This is a genomic window from Micromonospora sp. WMMD736, assembly GCF_049179015.1.
Taxonomy (GTDB): domain Bacteria; phylum Actinomycetota; class Actinomycetes; order Mycobacteriales; family Micromonosporaceae; genus Micromonospora.
Map to the genome: position 1 here is coordinate 3,573,299 of NZ_JBMHMI010000001.1, position 23,974 is coordinate 3,597,272.

Genomic DNA, 23,974 nt, shown 5'->3' on the forward strand with positions numbered 1-23,974 from the left:
GGCAAAAGCCGCAAGTTGCCAAGCGTTTTGGATCACAGACGTGTGAGCCGACGACGACCCGGGTACCGGGGGGTCCAGGCCGGGAACGGTGCGCCTGCGCGGCCCGCCGCCCGGAAGCCGGCCACAAGCATTCTCGCGGTGCCGCGCGGGAGGAGGGGTGCTGATGTCGAACGTACGTAGACTGCCCGGACCCATCGTCGACCTCTGGGACTGGCAGCGGCTCGGCGCCTGCCGAGGCCGGGACAGCGCGCAGTTCTTCCACCCGGACGGAGAGCGCGGGTCGTCGCGGCTGCGGCGGGAGTCCCAGGCCAAGTCGGTCTGCCGCGCCTGCCCGGTCCGCGCCGAGTGCGCCGCGCACGCGCTGTCGGTCCGCGAGCCGTACGGCGTGTGGGGCGGCTTCAGCGAGTCGGAGCGGCTGCGCCTGCTCGCCGTCGGCTGGGAGGACCTGGCGGACCGCCGGCAACTCCGGGTCGACGTGGCCCGCCTGGAGGCCCGCCTGGGCCGCCCGCACAAGTCGACGGTTCCGGCCCAGCGCAACGTCGCCTGACCCGACCCATCACCCCGACCTCACGAACCGCGCTCCCGCCCAGCGGGAGCGCGGTTTGGCCGTACCCACCACCAACCCCGCCGCCCCCACCCGCCCGCCCCCCATCCGCCGACCCCCAACCCCGCCGGCCCCACCTCGGTGATCATGAAGTTATTGCCGCGCGCGCGGCGTGTCGCAGGCAATAACTTCATGATCATCGGGGCTGAGCGGGGGGTGTGGGGTGGGTGGGGTGGGGTGGGATTAGCGGACGTTGACCGGGACGGTGTGCCAGCCGGTGGCGCCGTTGGGGGCGACGCTCTGGGTGCGCTCGGTCTGCGTCTCGCCGGTCGAGTCCGTTGCCCGGACCTGGAGGCGGTGCTCGCCCGGCGTGGCGTCCCAGCGCCAGGACCATTGGACCCAGGTGTCCACCGACACCGTCGGGGCCAGCTCCGCCTCCTGCCAGGGGCCGTCGTCGACGCGTACCTCGACCCGGCTGATGCCCCGGTGCTGCGCCCAGGCCACACCGGCCACCGTCACCGGGCCCGCGGTCAGCCGGTTGCGCCGTCGGGGCGCATCGATCCGCGACTGGGTCTTGATCGGCCCCTGGGCGGACCACCCGCGCGGCACCCAGTACGCGTCGAAGTCCGCGAAGCGCGTCAACTCCAGCTCGGTCACCCACTTGCAGGCCGACACGTAACCGTAGAGGCCGGGCACCACCATCCGCACCGGGAAGCCGTGCTCCACCGGCAGCGGCTCGCCGTTCATGCCGATCGCCAGCAGCGCGTCCCGCCCGTCGCGCAGGGCCGCGGTGGGGGTCCCGCAGGTCCAGCCGTCGACCGACCGGCCGACGACCTGGTCGGCGTCCGCGTCCGGCTGGGCCTCGTCGAGCAGTTCCCGCAGCGGTACGCCGAGCCAGCGCGCGTTGCCGATCAGGTCCCCACCGACCTCGTTGGAGACGCAGGCGAGCGTGACGTACCGCTCGACCAATGGCCGGGCCAGCAGATCCGCGTAGGTGTAGGTGCGCTCGGTACCCACCCGGCCGTGGATGCGCAGCCGCCAGGTGTCCGGGTTCACCTGCGGCACCACCAGGGCGGTGTCGATCCGGTAGAACCCCGAGTTCGGGGTGACGTACGGCGCGAGCTGAGCCAGTGACAGGTCCGCGCCCGCCGGCACGGCCGGTGCGGGTACGGCCGGGGCCGGCAGCCGGATCGCGTCCCGGGCGGCTGAGACGCCCCGCCGTCCGGCCAGCCAACGCCCGCCGAGACCGGCCACGGCCGCCGTACCGAGCAGCACCCCGGTGCCGGTCAGGAACCGTCGGCGCGACTCCGGGTCGACGCCCTCGACCGGCGCGGCCGGTGTCACCGGCACCGGCGGCCCGGCCGGCGACACCGGCGCGGGTGAGGCCCACGGCCAGGGCTCCAGCTCGAACGGGCCGGCGATGAACAGCCAGAGCACCAGGGCGCCGAGCCCGCCGCCGACAAGTGACGGCAGCGCGTCGAAGACGTCCGCGCCGGGCCGGGTCAGCGCGGCGGCCACACCGACGACGCCGAACGCCGCGATACCGCCCAGGCCCAGGGCCAGCCAGCGGATCGCCAGCATGCCGAGCAGGGCCGCGAACCCAGCCAGCAGCAGGGCCGTTCCGGTCAGCAGGGCGATCTTGTCGGCGGTGCCGAAGACGTCGATGGCGAACTGCTTGAGCGGCTCGGGAACGGCGTCGACGACCACCCCGCCGACCGCGACCAGGGGCGCCGATCGGGGGCCGGTCAGCACCGCCACCGGCTCCGCGGTGCCGATCGCGACGGCTGCGGCGGTGACTCCGGCCAGCGCGGCGTACCGCCGTGACGTCGTGCTCATCGGCCCAGTGTGCGCGATCATCTCGGCCGGTCGCCAACGACGTCAGCGGTTGGTAATGATCCCGCCGACGAAACCGGGGCACACCGCCGTACGGCGGTGTGCCCCGCAAAGGGTGTCGCTACCGGATAAAGGGTCTGTTTCATAAGAACTGGCCGCCCTGCGGCGGGCCCGGACGACGACCGGCGGCGTTGCGGTTGAGTCCGGATACAACACCGGTATCCGGACTCAACCGCGCCTTGCCCGATCGCCGCCCGGACTCCGCCTCGGCTCGACCGCCCTTATAAAACAGACCCTAGAAACCCGGGCCGTGCTGGTGGCCGTGGCCGTGGCCGTGCCCGCCACCGGCGGCGGCCGGCTCGGGCTGCTCCGGCTTGTCCACCACGAGGCTCTCCGTGGTGAGCAGCAGGCCGGCGATCGACGCAGCGTTGGTGACGGCGTTGCGGGTCACCTTGACCGGGTCGATGATGCCGGACTTGACCAGGTCGCCGTACTCGCCGGTGGCCGCGTCGAGGCCGCTGCCCCACGACATGCCGGCGACCTTCTGGGTCACGACGTAGCCGTCGTGGCCGGCGTTCTGCGCGATCCAGCGCAGCGGCTCGACCAGCGCCTTGCGCACGATCGAGACGCCGACCTTCTCCTCGCCGGTGAAGCCCAGGTCGTCGTCGAGCACGGGGAGGATCTGCACCAGGGCGGCCCCGCCGCCGGGCACGGTGCCCTCCTCGACCGCGGCCTTGGTCGCCGCGATGGCGTCCTCGATGCGGTGCTTGCGCTCCTTCATCTCGACCTCGGTCGCCGCGCCCACCTTGATCACGGCGACACCGCCGGAGAGCTTCGCCAGCCGCTCGGCCAGCTTCTCCCGGTCCCAGTCGGAGTCGGAGGCCTCGATCTCCTTGCGGATCTGGGCCACCCGGTCGTCGACCTCGGTCTTCTGGCCGCCGCCGTCGACGATCGTGGTGTTCTCCTTGTCGACCACGACGCGCCGGGCGGTGCCGAGCACCTCCAGGCCGACCTGGTCGAGCTTGTAGCCCAGCTCCGGGGCGACCAGCTCGGCGCCCGTGGAGATCGCGATGTCCTGGAGCATGGCCTTGCGCCGGTCGCCGAAGCCCGGGGCCTTGACCGCGCAGACCTTGAGGGTCTTGCGCAGCGAGTTGACGACCAGGGTGGAGAGCGCCTGACCGTCCACGTCCTCGGCGATGATCAGCAGGGGCTTGCTGTTCTGCAGGACCTTCTCCAGCAGCGGCAGCAGCTCCTCGATCGCCGAGATCTTCTGGGTGGTGACCAGGATGTACGCGTCCTCCAGGACGGACTCCTGACCCTCCAGGTCGGTGACGAAGTTCGGCGAGATGAAGCCCTTGTCGAACTGGAGACCCTCGGTCACGTCCAGCTCGGTGGTGAGCATCGAGCCCTCCTCGACGGTGATGACACCGTCGCGGCCGACCCGCTCCATCGCCTCGGCGATCAGCTCGCCGATGGTGGCGTCCTGCGCGGAGATCGTCGCCACGTTCGCGATCGACTCCTTGCCGGCGACCTCGACGGCCTTGCCGAGCAGCGCCTCGGAGACCTTGGCGGCCGCCGCGTCGATGCCCCGCTTGAGGCCGGCCGGGTTGCTCCCGGCGGTCACGTTGCGCAGGCCCTCACGGACCATCGCCTGCGCCAGCACGGTCGCGGTGGTGGTCCCGTCGCCGGCGACGTCGTTGGTCTTGGTCGCCACCTCCTTGACCAGCTGCGCGCCGAGGTTCTCGTAGGGGTTGGTGAGCTCGATCTCCTTCGCGATGGTCACGCCATCGTTGGTGATCGTCGGCGCACCGAACTTCTTGTCCAGGACGACGTTGCGCCCGCGCGGGCCGAGGGTGACCTTGACCGCGTCAGCGAGGGCGTTGACACCGTGCTCCAGCAGGTGTCGGGCGTCGTCCGAGAAGCTGAGGATCTTCGCCATGAATGTCCCTTCGAAGCGCCGCTGCCCCGGCCCGGCGAGCCGGACCGGGGCAGCGACACTGATCGGTTGCTTACTTCTCGATGACCGCGAGGACGTCGCGGGCGGAGAGCACCAGGTACTCCTCGCCGGCGTACTTGACCTCGGTGCCGCCGTACTTCGAGTAGAGGACGGTGTCGCCGACCTGCACGTCAACCGGGACCCGGTTGCCGTTGTCGTCGACGCGCCCCGGACCGACAGCGAGGACGGTGCCCTCCTGCGGCTTCTCCTTGGCGGTGTCGGGGATCACGATGCCCGACGCCGTGGTGGTCTCAGCCTCGTTCGCCTGGACCACGATGCGGTCCTCGAGCGGCTTGATCGCAACCTTGGTCGCGGTAGTCACGGGCATACCCTCCTGGGGTACTGGTTTCGTTGCCGGCCAGCGGGGCTGACCAGCGTCAATCTGCCTCATGCCACCGGGCGGGACCGTCGTCGCGGGTGCCGGTCCGCCTGGCGTGCGCACCCGGGTCGCGAGACCCGGAAGCTGGCACCCTCAGGGTGAGAGTGCTAATCGCAGGTTATTCCGTGGCTAGCACTCCGTCAAGGAGAGTGCCAGCGCGTCGCGCCCCGCCAGCGGGATTTTCCGCTCGGCCGGGAGAATGGGCAGGTGGATCTCGATCAGTTGGCGGCACTGCGTACCCCCGAGGGGTCGGCCGCCCTCGCGGCGGCGGCCGAGCTGGCCGGCGGCGATCCACTGAGCGCGGCGTCGGCGCTCCGCGCGGCCGGGGTGCCCCCCACGCTGGCGGCGGCGGCGCTCACCCAGGCCGAGCTGCGCCACCGGGCGACGGGCAAGTTCGGGCCGGCCGCCGCCGGGATGTTCCTCACCCGCCCGGGCCTGGAGCAGGCCACCCGCCGGGTGGTCGCCGACCGGCGGGCCGCCCGGCTGCACGCGGCCGGCGTGCGCACCCTGGCCGATCTCGGGTGCGGCCTCGGCGCGGACGCGCTGGCCGCCGCCCGTGCCGGCATCCGGGTGTACGGGGTGGAGGCCGACCCGGTGACCGCGGCGATGGCCGCCGCCAACGCCGCCGCGGCCGGGCTGGCGGACCTGTTCACGGTCGAGTGCGGCGACGCGACCGCGTTCGACGTCTCGCGGGTGGACGGCGTCTTCTGCGACCCGGCCCGACGGGCCACCGGCACCGGACGACGGATCTTCGACCCGCGTGCCTACTCGCCGCCCTGGGACTTCGTGACCGGCCTGGCCGAGCGGGTGCCGCGCACGGTGGTGAAGGTGGCCCCGGGCCTGGATCACGCGCTCATCCCGGCCGGCGCCGAGGCGGAGTGGGTCGGCGTGGACGGCGACCTGGTCGAGGCCGCGCTCTGGTGCGGCGAACTGGCCGAGGTGCCCCGCCGCGCCAGCGTGTACCGGCAGGAGATCCACCAGCTCACCGGCTCGGGCGACACCGAGGCGCCGGTCGGGCCCCCGCGCCGCTACCTGTACGACCCGGACCCCGCGGTGGTCCGCGCGCACCTCGTCGCCGAGCTGGCCACGGAGCTCGACGCCACCCTGGCCGATGAGAAAATCGCCTACCTCTACGCCGACCACCCGACCCGCACCCCGTACGCGCGCTGTCTGGAGGTCACCGACGTGCTGCCGTTCTCGCTCAAGCGCCTGCGGGCGTTGCTGCGGGAGCGCCGGGTGGGCCGGGTGGAGATCCTCAAGCGGGGTTCGGCGCTGACGCCGGAGCAGCTGCGGCGGGACCTGCGCCTGGCCGGCGACCAGGCGGCGAGCCTGGTGCTGACCCGGGTGGCCGGAGCGCCGACCGTGCTGATCGGCCAGCCTGTCGATTAGGTTCGGTGGCGTGGCGGGACAGGGCACTCCGGCAACGGCACTACTGGTCAAGCGCGGGATCGCGCATCGCACCCACCCGTACCGGGTGGCACCGGACGCGCCGAACTACGGCGCCCTGGTGGCGGCGGCCCTCGGTGTGGCACCGGAGCGGGTCTTCAAGTCGCTGGTGACCGAGGTGGACGGTGCCCTCACCGTGGCGGTCGTACCGGTGACCGGTGAGCTGGACCTCAAGGCGCTCGCGGCGGCGGTCGGCGGCAAGCGGGCGGCGCTCGCCGAGCGGACGGTCGCCGAGCGGGCCACCGGCTACGTGCGGGGCGGGATCAGCCCGCTCGGGCAGCGTCGACGGCTGCCCACCGTGCTCGACGACTCCGCGCTGGACCTGCCCACGATCTACGTCTCCGCCGGTCGGCGCGGGCTGCAACTCGAACTGGCGGCGGCGGATCTGGTGGCGCTCACCGAGGCCCGTACCGCGCCGTTGCAGGCCCGCTGACCTGTCGTTACATCGCCCTTTCGTGGGATGTTCGGCGAGTAACAGTTGCGTTGCTGAATTGTTATCGCTTCCAACAAACTTGGGGCCTGCGCGGTCTTGTGGTGCCGCTGCAACGCGGAATACGTTGCCGGGCACAACAAAACACCTCCCCCACCTCCGAAAGGACCCTGCACATGCGTAAGGGGATCCTCACCATCGCCGCCGTGGGCCTGCTCGCGACCGGCGGTTTGACCGCGTGCAGCGACGACTCCGGCACCGGCTCGGCCGACTCCAAGAAAACTCCCAAGATCGGCGTGATCCTTCCGGACAGCAAGTCCTCCCCCCGCTGGGAGACGGCAGACCGTCGCTTCTTGGAGGAGGCCTTCAAGGCCGCCGGCGTCCAGTCCGACATCCAGAACGCCCAGAACGACAAGGCCGCCTTCCAGACCATCGCCGACCAGATGATCACCGGCGGCGTCACCGTTCTGATGATCGTCAACTTGGACTCCGGCACCGGCAAGGCCGTGCTCGACAAGGCCAAGTCGCAGGGCGTCGCCACCATCGACTACGACCGGCTCACCCTCGGCGGCTCGGCCCAGTACTACGTCAGCTTCGACAACGAGGTCGTCGGCAAGCTCCAGGGCGAGGGTCTGGCGAAGTGCCTGACCGAGAAGGGCGCCAAGAACCCCGTCGTGTCGTACCTGAACGGCTCGCCCACCGACAACAACGCCACCCTGTTCAAGGCCGGCTACGACTCGGTACTCAAGCCGAAGTTCGACTCCAAGGAATACACCAAGGGCCCGGACGACGCCGTGCCGGGCTGGGACGGCCCCACCGCCGCGACCATCTTCGAGCAGCAGCTCACCGCAACCAAGGGCAAGATCGACGGCGTGCTGGCCGCCAACGACACTCTCGGCAACGCCGCCATCTCGATCCTGAAGAAGAACAAAATCAACGGCAAGGTGCCGGTGACCGGCCAGGACGCCAGCGTGGAGGGCCTGCAGAACATCCTCGCCGGTGACCAGTGCATGACCGTCTACAAGGCCGTCCGGGAAGAGGCGAAGGCCGCGTCCGACCTGGCAATCGCAGTGGCCAAGGGGGAGAAGAAGGACACCGGCCAGACGGTGAAGGACCCGGAGGGCAACCGGGACGTCCCCTCCGTGCTGCTCACCCCGAAGGCCATCTACAAGGACAACGTCAAGGACGTCGTCGCCGACGGCTACGTGACCAAGGAGCAGATCTGCACCGCGGCGTACGCCAAGTTCTGCGCCGACGCCGGCATCAGCTGACCGACGCCGCAGTACCCGCCGGGACGACCATCGCCGCCCGGCACGGGAGCACCCTCCCGTGCCGGGCGGCGCCCGCCGGACGGGCCCCGACCCTCCCTTAAGAAGGAGACCCCGTGTCCGCGACCCCCCTGCTGGAGCTCCGCGGGATCGACAAGAGCTTCGGTCCCGTCCAGGTGCTCCGCGACGTCGCCCTGAGCGTCCACCCAGGCGAAGTGACCGCACTTGTCGGCGACAACGGCGCCGGCAAGTCGACCCTGGTGAAGTGCATCAGCGGCATCCACCCCACCGACTCCGGCGAGTTCCTGTTCAACGGTGAACCGGTGCACATCGGCAGCCCCCGTGACGCGGCCGCGCTCGGCATCGAGGTCGTCTACCAGGACCTCGCGCTCTGCGACAACCTGGACATCGTGCAGAACATGTTCCTCGGCCGGGAGAAGCGCAGCGGCATCGTCCTCGACGAGCCGACCATGGAACAGCTCGCCGCCGAAACCCTGGCCGGCCTCTCCATCCGCACCGTCACCTCGCTGCGCCAGCACGTGTCCAGCCTCTCCGGCGGTCAACGCCAGACCGTAGCCATCGCCAAGGCGGTGCTCTGGAACAGCAAGCTGGTCATCCTGGACGAGCCGACCGCGGCGCTCGGCGTGGCACAGACCGCCCAGGTGCTCGAACTGGTCCGTCGCCTCGCCGACAACGGCCTGGCCGTGGTGCTCATCTCGCACAACATGAACGACGTCTTCGCCGTCTCCGACCGGATCGCCGCGCTGTACCTCGGCCAGATGGTCGCCCAGGTGAAGACCACCGACATCACTCACGCCCAGGTGGTTGAGCTGATCACCGCCGGGCGCTCGGGCGGCCTCGGCCTCGCCACCGACCCGGGCGGCAACGGCGACGGCCCGCAGCCGGCCGACTCGATCTCAGGAGGCGTCCGATGACCACCACCGCCGTGCGGAAGGACGGCCCGGCGGCCGTTACACCGCCACCGACCGTCGGGAGCCACGTCCGCAACTACGTAAGCCGGGTACGCGGTGGCGACGTCGGCGCGCTGCCGGCCGTGCTCGGCCTGATCGTGCTCTGCACCGTCTTCGCGGTCATGCGGCCGTCCTCGTTCCTGTCGGCCGGCAACTTCGCGAACCTCTTCACCCAGGGCGCGGCGGTCACGCTGATCGCGATGGGCCTGGTCTTCGTGCTGCTGCTCGGCGAGATCGACCTCTCCGCCGGCTTCGCCAGCGGTGTCTGCGCGGCCGTACTGGCCAACGTGGTCACGGTGCTCGGCTACCCCTGGTGGGTCGCCGTCCTCGCCGCGGTCGCCACCGGTGTCATCATCGGCACCACGCTCGGCATGCTCGTCGCGAAGATCGGCATTCCGTCCTTCGTGGTCACTCTCGCCGGCTTCCTCGCCTTCCAGGGTGTCGTGTTGCTGCTCGTGCAGGAGGGCACCAACATCTCTGTCCGCGACGAGGTGCTGGTCGCCATCGCCAACCGCAACCTCGCCCCCGCGCTGGGCTGGGCGCTGACCGCCGTCGCCGTCGTCGGCTACGCGGCGGTGCAACTGCTACGCCACCGCAACCGGGCGGCCCGTGGTCTGATCACCGACCCGATCGCGGTGGTGGCGCTGCGGATCGGCGGGCTAGCCGTCATCCTCGGCACCGCCGTGTACGTGCTCAACCTGGAGCGCAGCCGCAACGTCCTGATCGTCTCGCTCAAGGGTGTGCCGATCGTGGTGCCGATCATCGCGGTGCTGCTGGTCGTGTGGACGTTCGTCCTGCAACGCACCAGCTACGGCCGGCACATCTACGCCGTGGGCGGCAACCGGGAAGCGGCCCGCCGGGCCGGCATCGGCGTCGACCGCATCCGGATCTCGGTGTTCATGATCTGCTCGTCGATGGCCGCCGTCGGCGGCATCGTGGCAGCCAGCCGGGCCAACTCGGTCGACCCGAACACGGGTGGCAGTAACGTACTGCTCTACGCCGTGGGCGCGGCCGTCATCGGTGGCACCAGCCTCTTCGGTGGCAAGGGTCGCGTCCTGGACGCCGTACTCGGCGGCGCCGTGGTCGCGGTCATCGAGAACGGGATGGGCCTGATGGGATACACCGCGGGAGTCAAGTACGTGGTCACCGGCATCGTGCTCCTGCTCGCCGCCAGCGTCGACGCGCTCTCCCGCCGTCGCGCGGCAGCCACCGGCACCCGCTGACCGCGCGGGAGGTAGCACCAGCATGCGCCCGGCGCCCAGCCAGGAAGAGGTCCGCCGGCAGAACCTCGGGGCCCTGCTGCGGTACGTGCACGTCCACGGGGCGACCACCCGCGCCGAACTCACCACGGCCCTGGGGTTGAACCGGAGCACGATCGGCGCGCTCACCGCCGACCTGGCCGGAGTCGGGCTGGTCAGCGAGGGAACGCCGAAGGAGACCGGCCGGGCCGGACGACCGTCGATCGTCGTCCGGCCCGAGTCGGCCCGGGTGTACGCGTACGCGTACTCCGTCGAGGTGGACCGACTGCGGGCCGCGCGGGTCGGTCTGGGCGGCGCGGTGCTGGACCGCCGGGAGCTGGACCGCCCACGCGGCCTGCTCGCCGCGGAGGCCGCGCCGTTGCTGGCCGGCGCGGTCAAGGAGATGCAGCAGGCGGTCCCGGGCGGCGCGATCTGCGTCGGCACCGGCGTCGCGGTCTGCGGCATGGTCCGCCGGGAGGACGGCCTGGTGCGGCTCGGCCCCACCACCGGCTGGGTGGACGAGCCGATCGGCGCGGCACTCGGGGCCGAGATGGGCCTGGACGTGCCGGTCACGGTCGGCAACGTGGCCGACGTGGCGGCCTTCGCCGAGCACACCAGGGGCGTCGCGGCCGGCTGCGACAACGTCATCTACCTGTACGGCGACGTCGGCGTCGGCGCGGGCATCATCGCGGGCGGGCGTCGACTCACCGGACACGGCGGGTACAGCGGCGAGGTCGGGCACATGAAGGTGGTCCGCGACGGCATGCCCTGCGAGTGCGGCGCCCGGGGCTGCTGGGAGACCGAGATCGGCGAACACGGCCTGCTGCGCGCGGCCGGACGCTCCGACGCGCGGGGACGCGACGCCCTGCTGGCCGTCTTCGACGCCGCCGACCGGGGGGACGCCCGCGCCCAGACGGCGGTACGGCAGGCGGGTGACTGGCTCGGCTTCGGGGTCGCCAACCTGGTGAACGTCTTCAACCCCGAGATGGTCATCTTCGGCGGCACCATGCGCGACCTCTACCTCGCGGCGGCCGCCCAGATCCGCAGCCGGCTCAACTCCAACGCACTCGGCGCGTGTCTGGAGCACGTCCGGCTGCGTACGCCGACGCTGGGCGAGGACGCACCCCTGATCGGGGCCGCCGAGCTGGCCTTCGAACGACTGCTCGCCGACCCCCTCGACGTGGGCTGATCCGCGTACGCTGTCCGGCGTGGACGTCGAGCTGCGCGCCTCCGACGACGACCGTCACCGGGTGGTCGCCGAGCTGCACCGGCACACCACCGTGGGCCGCCTCACCCTGGACGAGTTCTCCGAGCGGGTCGGCGCGGTGTGGACCTCCCGCACCCTCGGCGACCTCGCCGCACTGACCCGGGACCTGCCGGCCCTGCCCGATCCCACGGCCGCGGCGAAGGGCGACGGCGGGATCGGGCACGGCCGCCGGGAGCTGCTGGTGCTCTTCGCCGTCGCCGCTCTCACCCTGCTGCTGCTCGGTGGCTTCCTCGCCGTCACCCGCTGATCCGCGTGGCGTGCCCGATGGCACGTTCGACGGGCACCGCATTTTGCGGCACGCGCGGATGAACTGATCGGACGCTCAGTCCGTACCAGTGGGCGGACGGGCGGTCGGCGGAGTGCGACTGCCCGGTCCAGACGCGTTTCGGTCCGGACCGAGGAGGCACCGCAGACATGGCACCGCTCAAGACCGTCCGTCGTCGGCCGGGGAACCGGATGCACCGCGCGGCGATGTTGCTCATCGCGATCATCGCGGGGGTCGGTGTCCTGCCCGGCGTGGCCATCGCCGCCCCCGCCGGTGGGCAGCAGCTCAACGCCGCCGACATGACGCTGCTCAACGGGGTGCGCCTGGCCGGCCTGTGGGAGATGCCGGCCGGTCAGATGGCCGCCGAGAAGGGACAGTCGGCCAAGGTACGCGAGATCGGCGCCGGCATCGCCGGTGAGCACCAGAAGCTCGACCAGCTCGTCGTCGACGCGGCCAACAAGCTGGGCGCGACCATCCCGAGCGAGCCGACGGCGGAACAGAAGGGCTGGCTGTCGGAGATGCAGAACGCCTCCGGGGCCCGGTTCGACCAGATCTTCGTGACCCGCCTCCGGGTCGCTCACGGCAAGATCTTCCCGGTGATCGGCGCGGTACGGGCCAGCACCCGCGACGCCACCGTCCGCAAGCTCTGCGAGGACGCCAACGCCTTCGTGCAGCACCACATGCAGATGCTGGAGTCCACCGGACTGGTCCGCTGGCCCGAACTGCCGCCGGCCGCGCTTCCCGCCCCCGGCAAGGATGGCCTGCTCGCCGCCGCCGGTGCGAACGCGGGGCCGCAGGTCGGGGTGAGCAGCACCGTCGTCTGGCTGGTTTTCCTCGCCGCGCTCGGTACCGGCGGGATCGCCACCTACCGGATGCTGCGCCGTAGCTGACCGATCGTCGAGGTGGCCCGCAGTCAGCGGTCGACCTGGGTGAAGTCCCAGGAGTGCGGGGCACGGGCCACCAGCAGGGCGGGCGGATCGGGCAGCGGGCGAGGGTTGCTGCGCCACTTGGAGATGACCACGACCCGGTGGTCGGTGGACGAGAAGACCTCGCTGGACACGTGCAGCGGATCGTGCTCCAGCTCGGGCAGGGCGGTGTCGCAGACCCAGGTGATCAGGTCGGCGACGCCGTACGCCTCGGCGCGCGCCTCCCACATCCGCACGATCATCTCCGGCGTCCCCGTCACACGCTGACCGTGGTCAACGGCAGCGCCGAGTCGGCCGGCAGGTCCAGTCGGCTCGGCGCGACCCCGGCGGCGACCAGGTGCGATCCGAGCGCGGCCACCATCGCCCCGTTGTCGGTGCACAGCTTCGGCCTCGGCACCCGGACCCGGATGCCGTACTTCTCGGCCCGCTCCTCGGCCAACGCCCGCAGCCGGGAGTTCGCGGCCACTCCCCCGCCGATCACCAGCGTCTCGATGCCCTGTGCCCGGCAGGCTGCGATGGCCTTGTTGGTCAGCACGTCACAGACCGCCTCCTGGAACGACGCGGCCACGTCGGCGACCGGCACCGGCTCGCCGGCGCGCTGCCGCGCCTCCACCCAGCGGGCCACCGCCGTCTTCAGCCCGGAGAACGAGAAGTCGTACCGGTGGGCCGCCAGGTCCTTCGCGGCGGTCAGCCCTCGCGGGAAGGCGATGGAGGCGGCGTCACCCGCGCGGGCCTCGCGGTCGATGGGCGGACCGCCCGGGAACGGCAGCCCGAGCAGCCGGGCGACCTTGTCGAACGCCTCACCGGCGGCATCGTCGATGGTCGCGCCCAGCGGGGTGACGCCCCGGGCCAGGTCGTCGACCAGCAGCAGGGACGAGTGCCCGCCGGAGACCAGCAGCGCGATGGCGGGCTCGGGGAGCGGGCCGTGTTCCAGGGTGTCCACCGCCACGTGCGCGGCGAGGTGGTTGACGCCGTACACCGGCTTCTCGGCGGCCAGGGCGTATCCCTTGGCGGCGGCGACGCCGACGAGCAGCGCGCCGGCCAGACCGGGCCCGGAGGTGACCGCGATGGCGTCGATGTCGGCCAGGGTGACGCCGGCGTCGGTCAGCGCCCGCTGCATGGTCGGCACGATGGCCTCCAGGTGGGCCCGGCTGGCCACCTCCGGCACCACGCCCCCGAAACGGGCGTGCTCCTCGACGCTGGACGCGAGCGCGTCGGCCAGCAGGGTGTGCCCGCGTACGATGCCGACGCCGGTCTCGTCGCACGAGGTCTCGATGCCCAGGATCAGCGGTTCGTCAGCCATGGTCGTGTGGTCCGTCCCCGGTCGGCTCGGCGTCGCGCCGCATGACCAGCGCGTCGGTGTTGCTCGGTTGGTAGTAGCCGCGACGCACTCCGATCGGCTCGAACCCGTACGTCGCGTAGAGGCGCTGGGCGGCGGCGTTGTCCACGGCCACCTCCAGCAGGGTGCTGCGGGCGCCCCGACGGTTCGCCTCGGCGAGCAGTTCCTCCAGCAGGACGCGACCGATGCCACGCCGCTGGACGTCCCGCCGGACGGCGATGACCTGCACCCACACCTCGTCCGGTGGGGCGCCGGCGAGCCCGGCGTAGCCGAGCACCGCCCCGTCGTCGTCGACGGCGACCCGGTAGTGGTGCGCGTTGGCCAGCTCGTTCCAGAACATGGCCGGCGACCACTGGCCGGCGCCGAACAGGTCCGCCTCGAGCGGCATCGCCTGCTCGACGTGCCACCAGCGGAACGGTTCCAGCCGTACCGACGTCACGGGAGGACCGGTTTGCGACCGGTGGCCGCCACGGCGTCCGGACGGCGCAGGTAGAGCGGGGTGAGTCGCTCGCCGGGCGCGCCGGCCCGGATCCGCTCGGCGGCGAGCAACGCCAGCACGGTGGCCTCCGGGTAGCGCGGCTCGACCCGGACCGGCAGGTCCAGAGCGTCGGCGTACCGGTGTGCTCCATCGCCGACCGCGACCGTCGCGCCCAGCTCACGGGCGCGGGCGGCGGCCACCGCCGGCGCGGACACCTCGGGGCCGACGATCCGCTGACCGGCGCCGTCGTAGACGGCCCAGTACAGCTCCTTGCGGCGGGCGTCGCTGGCGGCCAGCACCGGCTCGCCGACGGCCGCCGGGTGGCCGATGGCGTCCAGGGAGCAGACGCCGTACGTCGGAACGCCGAGCACCTGCCCCATCGTGGCGGCGGTGACCAGGCCGACCCGCAGCCCGGTGAACGGTCCGGGGCCGAGCCCGGCGACGATCGCGCCCAGGTCACGCGGGCGCGCGCCGGCGTCGGCGAGGACCGCGTCGACCTGCGGCGCGAGCAGTTCACCGTGCGCGCGGGCATCGACCGTGCACCGGTGCGCCCGGGACGTGACACCGTCCGCCGAGATCTCCACCAACGCTGCGGTCACCGCGGGGGTCGAGCTGTCCACCACGAGTACGAGCACGGTTAGCCAGCCTAGCGGCCCCGCCGCCGCCCCCGGGCACGCCCCGCCCCGTGACCGCACGGCGTGCCGGCGGACCGCCGCTGAGCACCCTTGACCGGCACCGCGAGGAGCGACGGGCGACGGGCGATCCGGACCCCTCGTGCCACACGCCTCGGCACACCCGGGCGACCAGCGACGAAGCGACCAGGCGGCGAGGCGACCAGGCAGCGAGGCGGCGAGGCGACGACGACGACGGCGAGGCGACGACGACGGCGAGGCGACGACGACGACGACGACGACGACGGCGACGGCGACGACGACGACGACGACGACGACGACGGCGACGGCGACGACGACGGCGACAACCCCGGTGAGCGTGATGCCGGTGAGTCATCTAGATGACGGAGAGGCATCGCGCTCACCGGGGTGACCGCCGCCATTTCAGCCAGCGGCCGGAACCCACGCCGATCCCGGTGGGCAACCGCACGGAGTCGTCAATCCGCCGCAGGGCTGTCGGGACCGCCTCGATCCGGGCCAGCATGCCGGGATGTCATCGACTCGCCTCGGCAACCTCCTCGGCACCGCGCTACGGCAACAACGTCAACGACGCGAGCTGAGCCAGCGTCAGCTCGCCGGGCTCGCCGAGGTCAGCCAGGCGGCGGTGGCCCGGATCGAGCGCGGCGAGCGGTCGCCGGGCATCCCGGCGCTGGAGCGGCTGTTCGCGGCGATGGACGTGCAGTTGGTGGTCGCGGTCGAGCCGCTGGACGCGCACCTCGACGCCCGCATCGACGAACTGGCCGCCCGGCCGATCGGCGAGCGCATCGACGAGCTGGGCTTGGATGAGGTGCTCGACCGACTCCCCGATCTACCGCAGGTGCTCACCGGCGGCACGGCGGCGCTGTTGCAGGGCGCGCCGGTGCCGGTCGACGCCGTGGAGATCGCCCTGCGCTGGGAGGACTCGAAGCGGTTCACCGCCTGGCTGGAGGCAAACTACGGGCAGCGGTGGAACGCCCGCTGGGAGGAGTTCGGCGGGGTGTGGTTGGAGCCGGAGGAGCCGGGCGAGCATCGCTGGTCGACCCGGTACGGCGAGATCAGGGCGACCATGTGCGACGAGCTGCCGGAGACGATCGAGGTGCGTCACGGTGGCCGCGACTACCGGGTGGTGCCGCTGGTCGAGTTGGAGCTGACCGAGCCGCGGGCCGCCGACCTGCTGCGCCGCTACCGGGCGCGGCGCAGCGCTCCGGAAAGCTGAGCGACCCCGGACCAGGGCCAAGGCCAGGGCCAGGGCCAGGGCCAGGGCCAGGGCCAAGGCCAGGCCAGCCGGCGACGCCCACTGTCGACGCGGGCGAGGCCAGCCAGCCACACGGCTGAGGTCAGCCGGCGGTGCGCTCCCAGTCGATGGTGGGACGGCCGGCGTCGGCGAGGGCCTTGTTGGCCGCGCTGAACGGGCGGCTGCCCAGGAAGCCGCGCGGGTTCATCGGGCTGGGGTGACCGGCCTCCAGCACGACGTGCCGGGAGTTGGTGACCAGGCCCGCCTTCTTGCGGGCGTAGCCGCCCCAGAGCAGGAAGACCACCCGGTCCGGCAGCGCGTCCAGCGCCCGGATGGTGGCGTCGGTGAACTCCTCCCAGCCAGCGTTCGCATGCGAGCCGGGGGTGGCCTGACGGACGGTCAGCACCGCGTTGAGCAGCAGCACGCCCTGCGCCGCCCAGCCGTCGAGGTTGCCGCTGCGCGGCTTGGGCACGCCCACGTCCTCGCTCAGCTCCTTGAAGACGTTGCGCAGTGACGGCGGCACCGACACGCCCTCGCGGACGCTGAAGCTCAGCCCGTGCGCCTGCCCGGCCCGGTGGTAGGGGTCCTGCCCGAGGATCAGTACCCGGGTCGCCTCCGGCGGGCAGAGCCGGTACGCCGAGAAGAGATCCTCCACCGGCGGGAAGACGGTCTGCGTCGCGTACTCCCGGGCGACGAACTCGCCCAGCGCGGCCGTGCGGGCCGGATCGAGGTGCGGGGTGAGCACGGCACGCCACTGCTCCGGCAGCAGCGCCAGCAGATCCAGGGCGGGGGCATCGTCGGACATCGGGAACCTCTTCCAGCGCGGGTCGGTCCCCCGCACTCTAGGCACCCGGTCCGACAGCGTCGCGCCCTAACCCAGCTCGGCCAACCGCCGGGCCCAGTCACCACCGACCGGATCCAGCTCGACGACCCGGGTGTCGTCGTCGCGGCGGTCGATACGGACCCGCAGGTGCGCGTCGACCAACTGCTCCACCAGGCCCTCGCCCCACTCCACGACCGTCACCGACGCGTCCACCGAGGCGTCGAGGTCCAGGTCGTCGATCTCGGCGCGCGGGTCGTTGGCGGCGCCCAGCCGGTACGCGTCGGCGTGTACGAGGGCCACCCGACCGCCCCGGGCCGGATCGGGCCGGTGCACCCGGGCGATCACGAACGTCGGCGAGGTCACGTCCCCGAGGACGTTGAGCCCGGTGCCGATGCCCTGGGTGAGCGCGGTCTTGCCGGCGCCCAGCGGGCCGGTCAACAGCACCAGGTCACCGGCCCGCAGCACCCCGGCCAGTCGGCGGCCGAACTCCCGAGTGTCCTCCACGGTCGGCAGTTTGACGACGAAACTCACCGGTCCTCCATGTTCTCCAGTGCTTCGAGGAACCGCGCCAGCGCGGCGTTGACCTCGTCGGCGTGCTCCAGCATCACCACGTGACCACTGTCTTTGATCTTGATGAACTCGGCGTGCGGCAGCCGCCGGACGATCTCCTCGGAGTGGGTCACCGGCGTGATCATGTCCTTGTCGCCGACGACCACCAGCACCGGCGCGTTCGCCAACGCCGCCAGCGCCGGGAAGCGCGAGTGCGTGGCGAGGGTCCGCAGGTAGCGGGTCACCGTGTCGGCCGAGGTCCGGGAGTTCATGGTCTCCACGTAGGACACCAGCCGAGGGCTGGGCTTGCGGGTGCCGAAGCCGTACTTGCGGGTCAGCAACCAGGCCACGTTCGAGGTCGACTTGCGGGCTCTGTCGATCACGGGGCCGCCGTACCGGGTGGCGTTGCTGACCATGTAGAGCACCGGACCACCGACCCGGCCCAGCAGCGCCGGGGCGACCAGCTTGGTCTCCGCCACCAGACCGCCCGACGTGGCCATCAGCACCGTGCCCACCACCCGGTCACCGAACAGCTCCGGGAACAGCTCGGCGAACGCCATGATGGTCATGCCGCCCATCGAGTGCCCGACCAGCACCAGCGGCCCTTCCGGGGCGACCCGGTCGATCACCCGGCGCAGTGTCCGGCCGAGCACGGCCAGGTCGTACTCGCCGGTCTCCAGCCGGCCGGAACGGCCGTGACCGGGCTGGTCGTACGCCACGATCCGGTAGTCGCCGCGCGCGGCGAGCATCTGGCGCTGGAAGTGGAAGGTGCCCATGTCCAGGCAGAACCCGTGCACCAACACCACCGTCGGGTGGCCCGGCACCGGGCGGGTCGGCTCGACCACCTCGACGTGGATGTCGGTGCCGTCCGGCAGCTCCAGCCGGAACGCCTCGTCGTACCGCTGCTCGCCGAACGTCTCCTCGGCGTAGCGGTCGGTCGGATCGGCCTTGAGCCGGCGGACCAGGGTGCGTTCGGTCGCGACGCCGGCCGCCAGGCCGGCCGCCGCCACCCCGACCGCGGCACCGACCAGGCCGGCCACGCGGCCGGCCGCGGTCCGCGGACGCGGGATGCGGTACGCCATCAGGGGCGCTCGCCGTCGTAGACGCGCGGTACCCGGGTGCTGCCGAAGCGGGTGACGATCTCGTAGTTGATCGTGCCGACCGCCTCGGCCCAGTCGTCGGCCGTTGGCTCGCCGTCGGCGCCGCTGCCGAACAGGGTGGCCACGTCACCGTCGGCCACCGGGTCGTCACCGCAGTCGAGTACGAACTGGTCCATGCAGACGCGCCCGGAAATCGTCCGCCGTGCGCCGGCGAGCTGCACCGGCCCGGTGTTGGACGCGTGCCGGGGCACCCCGTCGGCGTAGCCGAGCGGCACCACGGCCAGGTTCGCGTCCGACTCGGTGGTGTAGGTGTGCCCGTAGGAGACGCCGGTCCCGGCGGGCACCCGCTTGGTCAGCATCACCCGGGCCCGGGCGGACATCGCCGGACGCAGCCCGTACGTCTCGCCGGCCACCGGGGACAGCCCGTAGATGGCCAGCCCGGGACGGACCAGGTCGAAGTGCGTGTCGGGGCGGGTCAGGGTGGCCGCCGAGTTGGCCAGGTGCCGCCACCGGGGGCGCAGCCCGGCCCGCTCGACCATGGCCAGTCCCTCGTGGAAGACGGCGAGCTGCCGGTCGGTGGTCGGATGGCCGGGCATGTCGGCGTAGACGAAGTGGCTCCACACCCCGACCACCTCGACCAGGCCGTCGGCCTGGGCCTTCGCGGCGGCGTCGAGCAGGGCCGGCCAGTCGGCGACGGTGGCGCCGCCCCGCGACAACCCGGTGTCGATCTTCAGGTGCAGGCGGGCGGGGCGCTCGGCCCGCCGGCTCGCCTCGATCATCTCGTCGAGCTGCGGCAGGCTGGCGGCGCCGAGGTCGACCCCGGCGCTGACGCCCTCGTGCAGCGGCAGCCCGGGCGCGAGCAGCCACGCCAGCACGGGCGCGGTGATCCCGTTCCGGCGCAGCGTGAGCGCCTCGTCGAGGGTGCAGACGCCGAGCCAGTCGGCCCCGGCGTCCAGCGCCGCGCGGGCGGCCGGGAGCATGCCGTGGCCGTACCCGTCGGCCTTCACCACCGCCATCAGCTCGGCGGTGGTGCCGGAGCGGAGCCGGCTCACGTTCTCACGGATCGCGTCAAGATCGACGCGTACCTCGGCCTGCCACATGCGCCCAGCCTACTTTCCAGCCTGATCACCGTGGGCGGCGACGCACGGCCCACCGCGCCGATCCGGTCGGTACGGGACGATCAGCCCAGCCGGGCGACGACCGGACGCAACGCGGTCACCACGTCGGGCGCGGTCACCGGGCCACTCCGGGCCGCTTCCCGACCGGCCAGCCCGTGCAGGTACGCGGCCCCGGCGGCCGCCCGGTCCGCCGGCACCCCGGCCGCCAGCAGCGAGCCGAGCAGCCCGGCCAGCACGTCGCCCGTGCCGCCGGTGGCCAGCGCCGGGGTGCCGGTCGGATTCACGTACGCCCGGCCGTCCGGCGTGCCGATCACGGTGCGGTCCCCCTTGAGCAGCACCACCGCGTTCATCCAGGCGGCCAGGCGCAGCGCGGACCCGACGCGGTCGGCGCCCGGCTCCTCCCCGCACAGCCGGGTGAACTCCCGGTCGTGCGGGGTGACCACGATCGGGGCGTCCCGGCCGCGCAGCCGGTCGGCGAGCGAGCCGTCGACCAGCAGCGTCAAGGCGTCCGCGTCGAGCACCACCGGCACCGACGTCGCCAGGACGGCCCGCAGCTCGGCCGCCGCGTCGTCGCTGGTGCCCAGCCCCGAGCCGCACACCCACGCCTGCACGCGGCCGGCGTCGGCCACCCGGGGCGTGGCGATCACCGAGGGGTGCTGGTGCAGCACCTCGGCGCGGGCCCCACCGGCGTACCGGACCAGGCCGGTCGGCCCGGCGAGCGCACCGCCGACGGAGAGCACCGCCGCGCCGGGGTACGTCGCCGAGCCGGTCGCCACCCCCACCACACCCCGGGTGTACTTCTCCGACGCCGCGCCCAGCTCCGGCCACCATCGCTGAAGGTCGGACCACTCGGTGACGGTCAGCGCGGGGGTGCCCCGCAGCCAGGGCCGCAGCCCGATGTCGACCAGTTCCACCTGCCCGGCCAGGGCAGCGGCCGGCCCGACCACCAGGGCGGGCTTGAGCGCGCCGAAGGCGACGGTCACGTCGGCGCGGACGGCGGTGGGCCGACCGGACGCGGACAGCGGCACGTGCCCGGTGTCCACCGCGACCCCGCTCGGCACGTCCACGGCCAGCACGGTGGCCCGCTGACCGTCGCGCCCGCACAGATCGCCCAGCCGCTGGACGACCTCGTCCGCGTTCGCCCGCAACCCGCCCGTGCCGCCGATCCCGACGATGCCGTCGAGGACCAGATCGACGGGGCCGGTGGGGCGGTCGACCAACCGGCCACCGGCGGCCCGCAGCGCGGCCAACCCGGCGACGTGCGCCCGGCCCGGAGTGAGCAGCAGGGCGGAGACCTCGACGCCCCGCCGGGCCAGCCGCTCACCGGCGAAGAGCGCGTCACCGCCGTTGTCGCCGGAGCCCACGAGCAGCAGCACCCGGCCGCCGTACACGCCGCCGCGCTCGGCGAGCACCAGGGCGGCCCGGCGGGCCAGCCCGGCGGCGGCGCGCTGCATCAGCGTGCCCTCCGGCAGCGTGCCCATCAGCCCCGCCTCGGCGGCCCGTACGTCGGCCACCCGCCACACCGGTCTCATGTCACCGTGTCCCATCCGTTCCGCGGGCTGGCCGGCACGGCCCACCCGGCCGACGTCACCGTTCCGCGACCACCATCGCCGAGGCGATCCCACCGTCGTGCGAGAGCGACAGGTGCCAGTGGTTGATCCCACGTTCGGCGGCCACCGCCGCGACGGTCCCCGAGACGTTCAGCCACGGCCGGCCATCGGTGTCGGGCACGATCTCGCAGTCGTGCCACCGCAGGCCGGCGGGAGCGCCGAGGGCCTTGGCGACGGCCTCCTTCGCGGCGAAGCGGGCGGCCAACGACTCCGGCGAGCGGGGACCGCCGGAACGGGTGACCCGCTCCGGCGCGGTGAAGAGCCGGTCGGCGAGCAGCGGCGTCCGCGCCAGGGACCGGGTGAACCGGTCCACCAGGACGACGTCGAGGCCGACAGCGACGATCACCAGACCACCCTACCGGCGGCGGAGGCGGCAGATTAGCCGTCGGGCCCGCCGTGGGCAACGCCTGTGGACACCCGGGGGTACGACCGCAGCCCGCTGTCCACAGGGCACTCCGACACGGTCCGGCGCTGCCTAGCGTTCACCGCGTCGATGCCGATCCAGCACGGGGGTGGGATCTATGACCGAGGAGCCGTTCGCCGTCCGGCCGCGGGAGCTACGCACGGAGGCCGGCGCGCTCGACGACGAGGCGTACCAGTTGGCGTGGGGTCTGGCGCGGGTGTCCGGGCTGCTGGTGCCGGCGCCGGGCTGGCGGACGGCCGCGGCGCTGGCCAGGTTGGAGGCGGCCGGGCACGCCTGGTTCTGCCGGCTGGGCGCGGCCGTGGCGGTGACCGCCGATGGCGTCCGTGTGGCGGCCGAGGCGTACGAGACGGTGGACGACCGGGCCGCCGACCGGTTCGTCACCGTACCCCGGTGAGCGGGGTCGGCTACCGGCAGCTGTGGGCGGCCGATCCAGCCGGCTGGCGGGCGGCCGGGTCGGCCTGGGCCGCGTTGACCGGCCCGGTCGACCGGCACGCCGACGAGCTGGCCGGCACGGCGGGACGGCTGCGCGGTGGCTGGTCCGGTGCGGCGGCCACGGCGGCCGACGCCCGGCTCGCCGGTCTCCGCGACGAGCTGACGTCGGTGGCGCCAGCGCTGATCGAGGCCGAACAGACGCTTGCCGAGTTGGCCGGGCAGCTCGCCGTGGCGAAGGCCCGACTCGCCGATGCGGTCAGCCGGGCCGAGGCGGCCGGCCTGACGGTGGACCGGACCGGCGCTGTGCGGGCCGGTGGTGTGCGGGCCGATCCGACGCAACCCGCGTCGGCAGCCGCGATCGCCGTGGCGGGCGCGGCGGCGGCGGTGCGCGCGGCGATCGAGCGGGCCGACACGGCGGATCGGGTGGCCGCCGACCGGTTGACCGAACTGGCCAGTGCCGCCGGCACCGGCTGGGCGTCCCCGGCGCCGCCCGGCCGGCCGGCGGTCGGGGCCTCGCCACCGGTGGTACGCGCCTGGTGGTCCGGGCTGACCCCGGCCCAGCGGCGCTGGCTGGTCGGGCACGAACCGGCACTGGTCGGCGCCCTGGACGGGGTGCCGGTGGCGGCCCGCGACCAGGCCAACCGCCTGCTGCTCGGCGCGCGGCGTGCGGAGTTGCTGGCCGAGCGGCGGCGGTTGCTGGCCCGGGTTCCGCCGGGGCCGCTGGCGTCGGTGCGACTGCGCGCGCAGGGGGCGCGGTTGGCCGGCCTGGACGCGCTCACCGAGCGGCTGGCCGGCGGGGCGCCGCGGGCGTACCTGCTGGGGTTGGACCCAACCGGTGAGGGGCGGGTCATGGTGGCGCTCGACGACCCGGACCACGCCGATCGGGTGCTGACATACGTGCCGGGGATGACCGCCGGGCTGGACGACGCTCCCGGCGAGCTGGGTCGGGCCGCCCGGGTGCTGGAGCGCTGCGCGGCGCTCGCGCCGGGTGAGCGCAGCGCGGCGGTGCTGTGGCTGGATTACGACGCGCCGGACTTCCTGACCGAGGCGGCGTCGTCCGGTCAGGCCCGGGACGCCGGGCCGGCGCTGCACCGTTTCCAGGAAGGGCTGCGTGCCACCCACGAGGGGTCGCCGGCCCGGCAGACGGTGCTCGGGCACAGCTACGGGTCGCTGGTGGTGGGGGTGGCCGCCCGGGAGCACGGGCTGGCCGCCGACGCGCTGATGTTCGTCGGCTCGCCCGGGGTGGGCGTGGCACACGCCGACGAACTGGGCGTCCCGGCCGGGCAGGTGTGGGCCAGCAGGGCACCCGACGACGTGATCCGCCTGGCCCGGCCGGTGGACGAGCTGGGCCGCCCGGCCCTGCTGGGCGCCGCTCCACTCGCCGCGGTGGTGGGGTGGCCGGGTCACACCGGCCACGAGCTGTGGTTCGGTCACGATCCGGCGGACGCCGGGTTCGGCGGCCGGGTGTTCCGCAGCGGCCGCGGTGGGCACGCCGGCTACTGGGAGCCGGACAACCCGGCGCTGGACGCGATGGCCCGCGTCGTACTGGGCCGGTGACGGAAAGGGGCCGCCCGGGCCGTTGTCGGCAGCGTCGCCTGGGCGGCGACGGACCGGACTGCGGGCGACGGGATCCGGGGCACCCGACGCGGCGTCG

General features: G+C 73.2%; 26 protein-coding genes. 13 read left to right on the forward strand and 13 right to left on the reverse strand.

The genetic code is table 11. The features are described 5' to 3' along the window. Positions 1 to 163: 163 nt before the first annotated feature. A complete protein-coding gene (locus tag ACN269_RS15715) occupies positions 164 to 547 on the forward strand; it encodes a WhiB family transcriptional regulator (protein ID WP_421473152.1) in 384 nt (127 codons plus the stop codon). Positions 548 to 787: 240 nt separating this feature from the next. Here ACN269_RS15715 and ACN269_RS15720 read toward each other — a convergent pair whose 3' ends face one another. From ACN269_RS15720 to groES, 3 genes are all read right to left on the reverse strand, one after another. Next, positions 788 to 2,380: a molybdopterin-dependent oxidoreductase gene (locus tag ACN269_RS15720; protein ID WP_421473153.1), complete on the reverse strand. Its 1,593-nt coding sequence runs from the start codon at positions 2,378 to 2,380 to the stop codon at positions 788 to 790. A 292-nt stretch (positions 2,381 to 2,672) separates the two neighbouring features. Next, positions 2,673 to 4,316 (reverse strand): chaperonin GroEL, encoded by a 1,644-nt coding sequence (gene groL, locus ACN269_RS15725; RefSeq protein WP_421473154.1) that lies wholly within the window; start codon positions 4,314 to 4,316, stop codon positions 2,673 to 2,675. 70 nt (positions 4,317 to 4,386) lie between these two features. Next, the gene (gene groES, locus ACN269_RS15730) at positions 4,387 to 4,701 is read right to left on the reverse strand and encodes a co-chaperone GroES (protein WP_030330046.1); all 315 of its coding nucleotides are present in this window, start codon (positions 4,699 to 4,701) and stop codon (positions 4,387 to 4,389) included. A gap of 258 nt (positions 4,702 to 4,959) precedes the next feature. Between groES and ACN269_RS15735 the strand changes: the two genes are divergently transcribed. The 8 genes from ACN269_RS15735 to ACN269_RS15770 all read left to right on the forward strand — a co-directional run bounded on the left by ACN269_RS15735 (position 4,960) and on the right by ACN269_RS15770 (position 12,527). Continuing rightward, positions 4,960 to 6,141 carry a THUMP-like domain-containing protein gene (locus tag ACN269_RS15735; protein WP_421473155.1) on the forward strand — a complete coding sequence of 394 codons (1,182 nt, stop codon included), beginning with the start codon at positions 4,960 to 4,962 and terminating at the stop codon, positions 6,139 to 6,141. Positions 6,142 to 6,151: 10 nt separating this feature from the next. Continuing rightward, positions 6,152 to 6,631: a Cys-tRNA(Pro) deacylase gene (ybaK, locus tag ACN269_RS15740; RefSeq protein ID WP_421473156.1), complete on the forward strand. Its 480-nt coding sequence runs from the start codon at positions 6,152 to 6,154 to the stop codon at positions 6,629 to 6,631. A gap of 173 nt (positions 6,632 to 6,804) precedes the next feature. Beyond that, positions 6,805 to 7,899: a sugar ABC transporter substrate-binding protein gene (locus ACN269_RS15745; RefSeq protein WP_421473157.1), complete on the forward strand. Its 1,095-nt coding sequence runs from the start codon at positions 6,805 to 6,807 to the stop codon at positions 7,897 to 7,899. Between the two features lie 113 nt (positions 7,900 to 8,012). Continuing rightward, on the forward strand, positions 8,013 to 8,831 hold the full coding sequence (locus ACN269_RS15750; protein WP_421473158.1) for an ATP-binding cassette domain-containing protein: 819 nt from the start codon (positions 8,013 to 8,015) through the stop codon (positions 8,829 to 8,831). Beyond that, a complete protein-coding gene (locus ACN269_RS15755) occupies positions 8,828 to 10,090 on the forward strand; it encodes a sugar ABC transporter permease (RefSeq protein WP_421473159.1) in 1,263 nt (420 codons plus the stop codon). The genes ACN269_RS15750 and ACN269_RS15755 overlap by 4 nt, the downstream gene beginning before the upstream one ends. Positions 10,091 to 10,112: 22 nt before the next feature. Beyond that, positions 10,113 to 11,294 (forward strand): ROK family protein, encoded by a 1,182-nt coding sequence (locus ACN269_RS15760; protein WP_421473160.1) that lies wholly within the window; start codon positions 10,113 to 10,115, stop codon positions 11,292 to 11,294. A 19-nt stretch (positions 11,295 to 11,313) separates the two neighbouring features. Further along, the gene (locus ACN269_RS15765) at positions 11,314 to 11,619 is read left to right on the forward strand and encodes a DUF1707 SHOCT-like domain-containing protein (protein WP_421473161.1); all 306 of its coding nucleotides are present in this window, start codon (positions 11,314 to 11,316) and stop codon (positions 11,617 to 11,619) included. Positions 11,620 to 11,786: 167 nt separating this feature from the next. Then, positions 11,787 to 12,527 carry a DUF4142 domain-containing protein gene (locus ACN269_RS15770; protein WP_421473162.1) on the forward strand — a complete coding sequence of 247 codons (741 nt, stop codon included), beginning with the start codon at positions 11,787 to 11,789 and terminating at the stop codon, positions 12,525 to 12,527. A gap of 23 nt (positions 12,528 to 12,550) precedes the next feature. Here the strand turns inward: ACN269_RS15770 and ACN269_RS15775 are convergent, their stop codons facing one another. From ACN269_RS15775 to tsaB, 4 genes are read right to left on the reverse strand one after another with little or no spacing between them, the layout of a single operon-like run. Continuing rightward, entirely contained in the window at positions 12,551 to 12,805 is a 255-nt protein-coding gene (locus ACN269_RS15775; protein ID WP_053660576.1) for a hypothetical protein, read from the reverse strand. A gap of 14 nt (positions 12,806 to 12,819) precedes the next feature. Then, on the reverse strand, positions 12,820 to 13,866 hold the full coding sequence (gene tsaD / locus ACN269_RS15780) for a tRNA (adenosine(37)-N6)-threonylcarbamoyltransferase complex transferase subunit TsaD (RefSeq protein WP_421473163.1): 1,047 nt from the start codon (positions 13,864 to 13,866) through the stop codon (positions 12,820 to 12,822). Beyond that, complete coding sequence (gene rimI, locus ACN269_RS15785; RefSeq protein WP_421473164.1) at positions 13,859 to 14,341, reverse strand: ribosomal protein S18-alanine N-acetyltransferase; 483 nt, start codon at positions 14,339 to 14,341, stop codon at positions 13,859 to 13,861. The genes tsaD and rimI overlap by 8 nt, the downstream gene beginning before the upstream one ends. Then, positions 14,338 to 15,015, reverse strand: coding sequence for a tRNA (adenosine(37)-N6)-threonylcarbamoyltransferase complex dimerization subunit type 1 TsaB (gene tsaB, locus ACN269_RS15790; RefSeq protein WP_421473165.1), 678 nt, complete (start codon positions 15,013 to 15,015; stop codon positions 14,338 to 14,340). Before tsaB ends, rimI begins: the two co-directional genes overlap by 4 nt. Positions 15,016 to 15,105: 90 nt before the next feature. On the opposite strand from tsaB, the gene ACN269_RS15795 reads away from it, so the two are divergent. Both ACN269_RS15795 and ACN269_RS15800 read left to right on the forward strand, forming a co-directional pair. Next, positions 15,106 to 15,396, forward strand: coding sequence for a hypothetical protein (locus ACN269_RS15795; protein ID WP_421473166.1), 291 nt, complete (start codon positions 15,106 to 15,108; stop codon positions 15,394 to 15,396). 145 nt (positions 15,397 to 15,541) lie between these two features. Continuing rightward, positions 15,542 to 16,246, forward strand: coding sequence for a helix-turn-helix domain-containing protein (locus tag ACN269_RS15800; protein WP_421473167.1), 705 nt, complete (start codon positions 15,542 to 15,544; stop codon positions 16,244 to 16,246). A gap of 121 nt (positions 16,247 to 16,367) precedes the next feature. Here ACN269_RS15800 and ung read toward each other — a convergent pair whose 3' ends face one another. The 6 genes from ung to ACN269_RS15830 form a co-directional block, all read right to left on the reverse strand. After that, positions 16,368 to 17,069 (reverse strand): uracil-DNA glycosylase, encoded by a 702-nt coding sequence (gene ung, locus ACN269_RS15805; RefSeq protein WP_421473168.1) that lies wholly within the window; start codon positions 17,067 to 17,069, stop codon positions 16,368 to 16,370. A 66-nt stretch (positions 17,070 to 17,135) separates the two neighbouring features. Continuing rightward, positions 17,136 to 17,618, reverse strand: coding sequence for a tRNA (adenosine(37)-N6)-threonylcarbamoyltransferase complex ATPase subunit type 1 TsaE (tsaE, locus tag ACN269_RS15810; protein ID WP_421473169.1), 483 nt, complete (start codon positions 17,616 to 17,618; stop codon positions 17,136 to 17,138). Next, a complete protein-coding gene (locus tag ACN269_RS15815) occupies positions 17,615 to 18,718 on the reverse strand; it encodes an alpha/beta fold hydrolase (RefSeq protein ID WP_421473170.1) in 1,104 nt (367 codons plus the stop codon). Before ACN269_RS15815 ends, tsaE begins: the two co-directional genes overlap by 4 nt. Further along, positions 18,718 to 19,836 carry an alanine racemase gene (gene alr / locus ACN269_RS15820; RefSeq protein ID WP_421473171.1) on the reverse strand — a complete coding sequence of 373 codons (1,119 nt, stop codon included), beginning with the start codon at positions 19,834 to 19,836 and terminating at the stop codon, positions 18,718 to 18,720. The genes ACN269_RS15815 and alr overlap by 1 nt, the downstream gene beginning before the upstream one ends. A gap of 80 nt (positions 19,837 to 19,916) precedes the next feature. Beyond that, on the reverse strand, positions 19,917 to 21,386 hold the full coding sequence (locus tag ACN269_RS15825) for an NAD(P)H-hydrate dehydratase (protein ID WP_421473172.1): 1,470 nt from the start codon (positions 21,384 to 21,386) through the stop codon (positions 19,917 to 19,919). A gap of 55 nt (positions 21,387 to 21,441) precedes the next feature. Beyond that, on the reverse strand, positions 21,442 to 21,810 hold the full coding sequence (locus ACN269_RS15830) for a holo-ACP synthase (protein ID WP_421473173.1): 369 nt from the start codon (positions 21,808 to 21,810) through the stop codon (positions 21,442 to 21,444). Between the two features lie 175 nt (positions 21,811 to 21,985). Between ACN269_RS15830 and ACN269_RS15835 the strand changes: the two genes are divergently transcribed. Both ACN269_RS15835 and ACN269_RS15840 read left to right on the forward strand, forming a co-directional pair. Then, entirely contained in the window at positions 21,986 to 22,282 is a 297-nt protein-coding gene (locus ACN269_RS15835; RefSeq protein ID WP_421473174.1) for a hypothetical protein, read from the forward strand. Further along, positions 22,279 to 23,877, forward strand: coding sequence for an alpha/beta hydrolase (locus tag ACN269_RS15840; RefSeq protein ID WP_421473175.1), 1,599 nt, complete (start codon positions 22,279 to 22,281; stop codon positions 23,875 to 23,877). The genes ACN269_RS15835 and ACN269_RS15840 overlap by 4 nt, the downstream gene beginning before the upstream one ends. Positions 23,878 to 23,974: the final 97 nt, after the last annotated feature.

Coding starts and splice junctions, on each gene's coding strand:
- alr (WP_421473171.1), bottom strand. CDS start 19,836: ATGTGGCAGGCCGAGGTACGCGTCGATCTTGACGCGATCCGTGAGAAC.
- ACN269_RS15755 (WP_421473159.1), top strand. CDS start 8,828: ATGACCACCACCGCCGTGCGGAAGGACGGCCCGGCGGCCGTTACACCG.
- ACN269_RS15775 (WP_053660576.1), bottom strand. CDS start 12,805: ATGATCGTGCGGATGTGGGAGGCGCGCGCCGAGGCGTACGGCGTCGCC.
- ACN269_RS15745 (WP_421473157.1), top strand. CDS start 6,805: ATGCGTAAGGGGATCCTCACCATCGCCGCCGTGGGCCTGCTCGCGACC.
- tsaD (WP_421473163.1), bottom strand. CDS start 13,866: ATGGCTGACGAACCGCTGATCCTGGGCATCGAGACCTCGTGCGACGAG.
- ACN269_RS15800 (WP_421473167.1), top strand. CDS start 15,542: ATGTCATCGACTCGCCTCGGCAACCTCCTCGGCACCGCGCTACGGCAA.
- ACN269_RS15770 (WP_421473162.1), top strand. CDS start 11,787: ATGGCACCGCTCAAGACCGTCCGTCGTCGGCCGGGGAACCGGATGCAC.
- groES (WP_030330046.1), bottom strand. CDS start 4,701: ATGCCCGTGACTACCGCGACCAAGGTTGCGATCAAGCCGCTCGAGGAC.
- ACN269_RS15815 (WP_421473170.1), bottom strand. CDS start 18,718: ATGGCGTACCGCATCCCGCGTCCGCGGACCGCGGCCGGCCGCGTGGCC.
- ACN269_RS15715 (WP_421473152.1), top strand. CDS start 164: ATGTCGAACGTACGTAGACTGCCCGGACCCATCGTCGACCTCTGGGAC.
- ACN269_RS15835 (WP_421473174.1), top strand. CDS start 21,986: ATGACCGAGGAGCCGTTCGCCGTCCGGCCGCGGGAGCTACGCACGGAG.
- ACN269_RS15760 (WP_421473160.1), top strand. CDS start 10,113: ATGCGCCCGGCGCCCAGCCAGGAAGAGGTCCGCCGGCAGAACCTCGGG.
- ACN269_RS15825 (WP_421473172.1), bottom strand. CDS start 21,386: ATGAGACCGGTGTGGCGGGTGGCCGACGTACGGGCCGCCGAGGCGGGG.
- ung (WP_421473168.1), bottom strand. CDS start 17,069: ATGTCCGACGATGCCCCCGCCCTGGATCTGCTGGCGCTGCTGCCGGAG.
- groL (WP_421473154.1), bottom strand. CDS start 4,316: ATGGCGAAGATCCTCAGCTTCTCGGACGACGCCCGACACCTGCTGGAG.
- ACN269_RS15720 (WP_421473153.1), bottom strand. CDS start 2,380: ATGAGCACGACGTCACGGCGGTACGCCGCGCTGGCCGGAGTCACCGCC.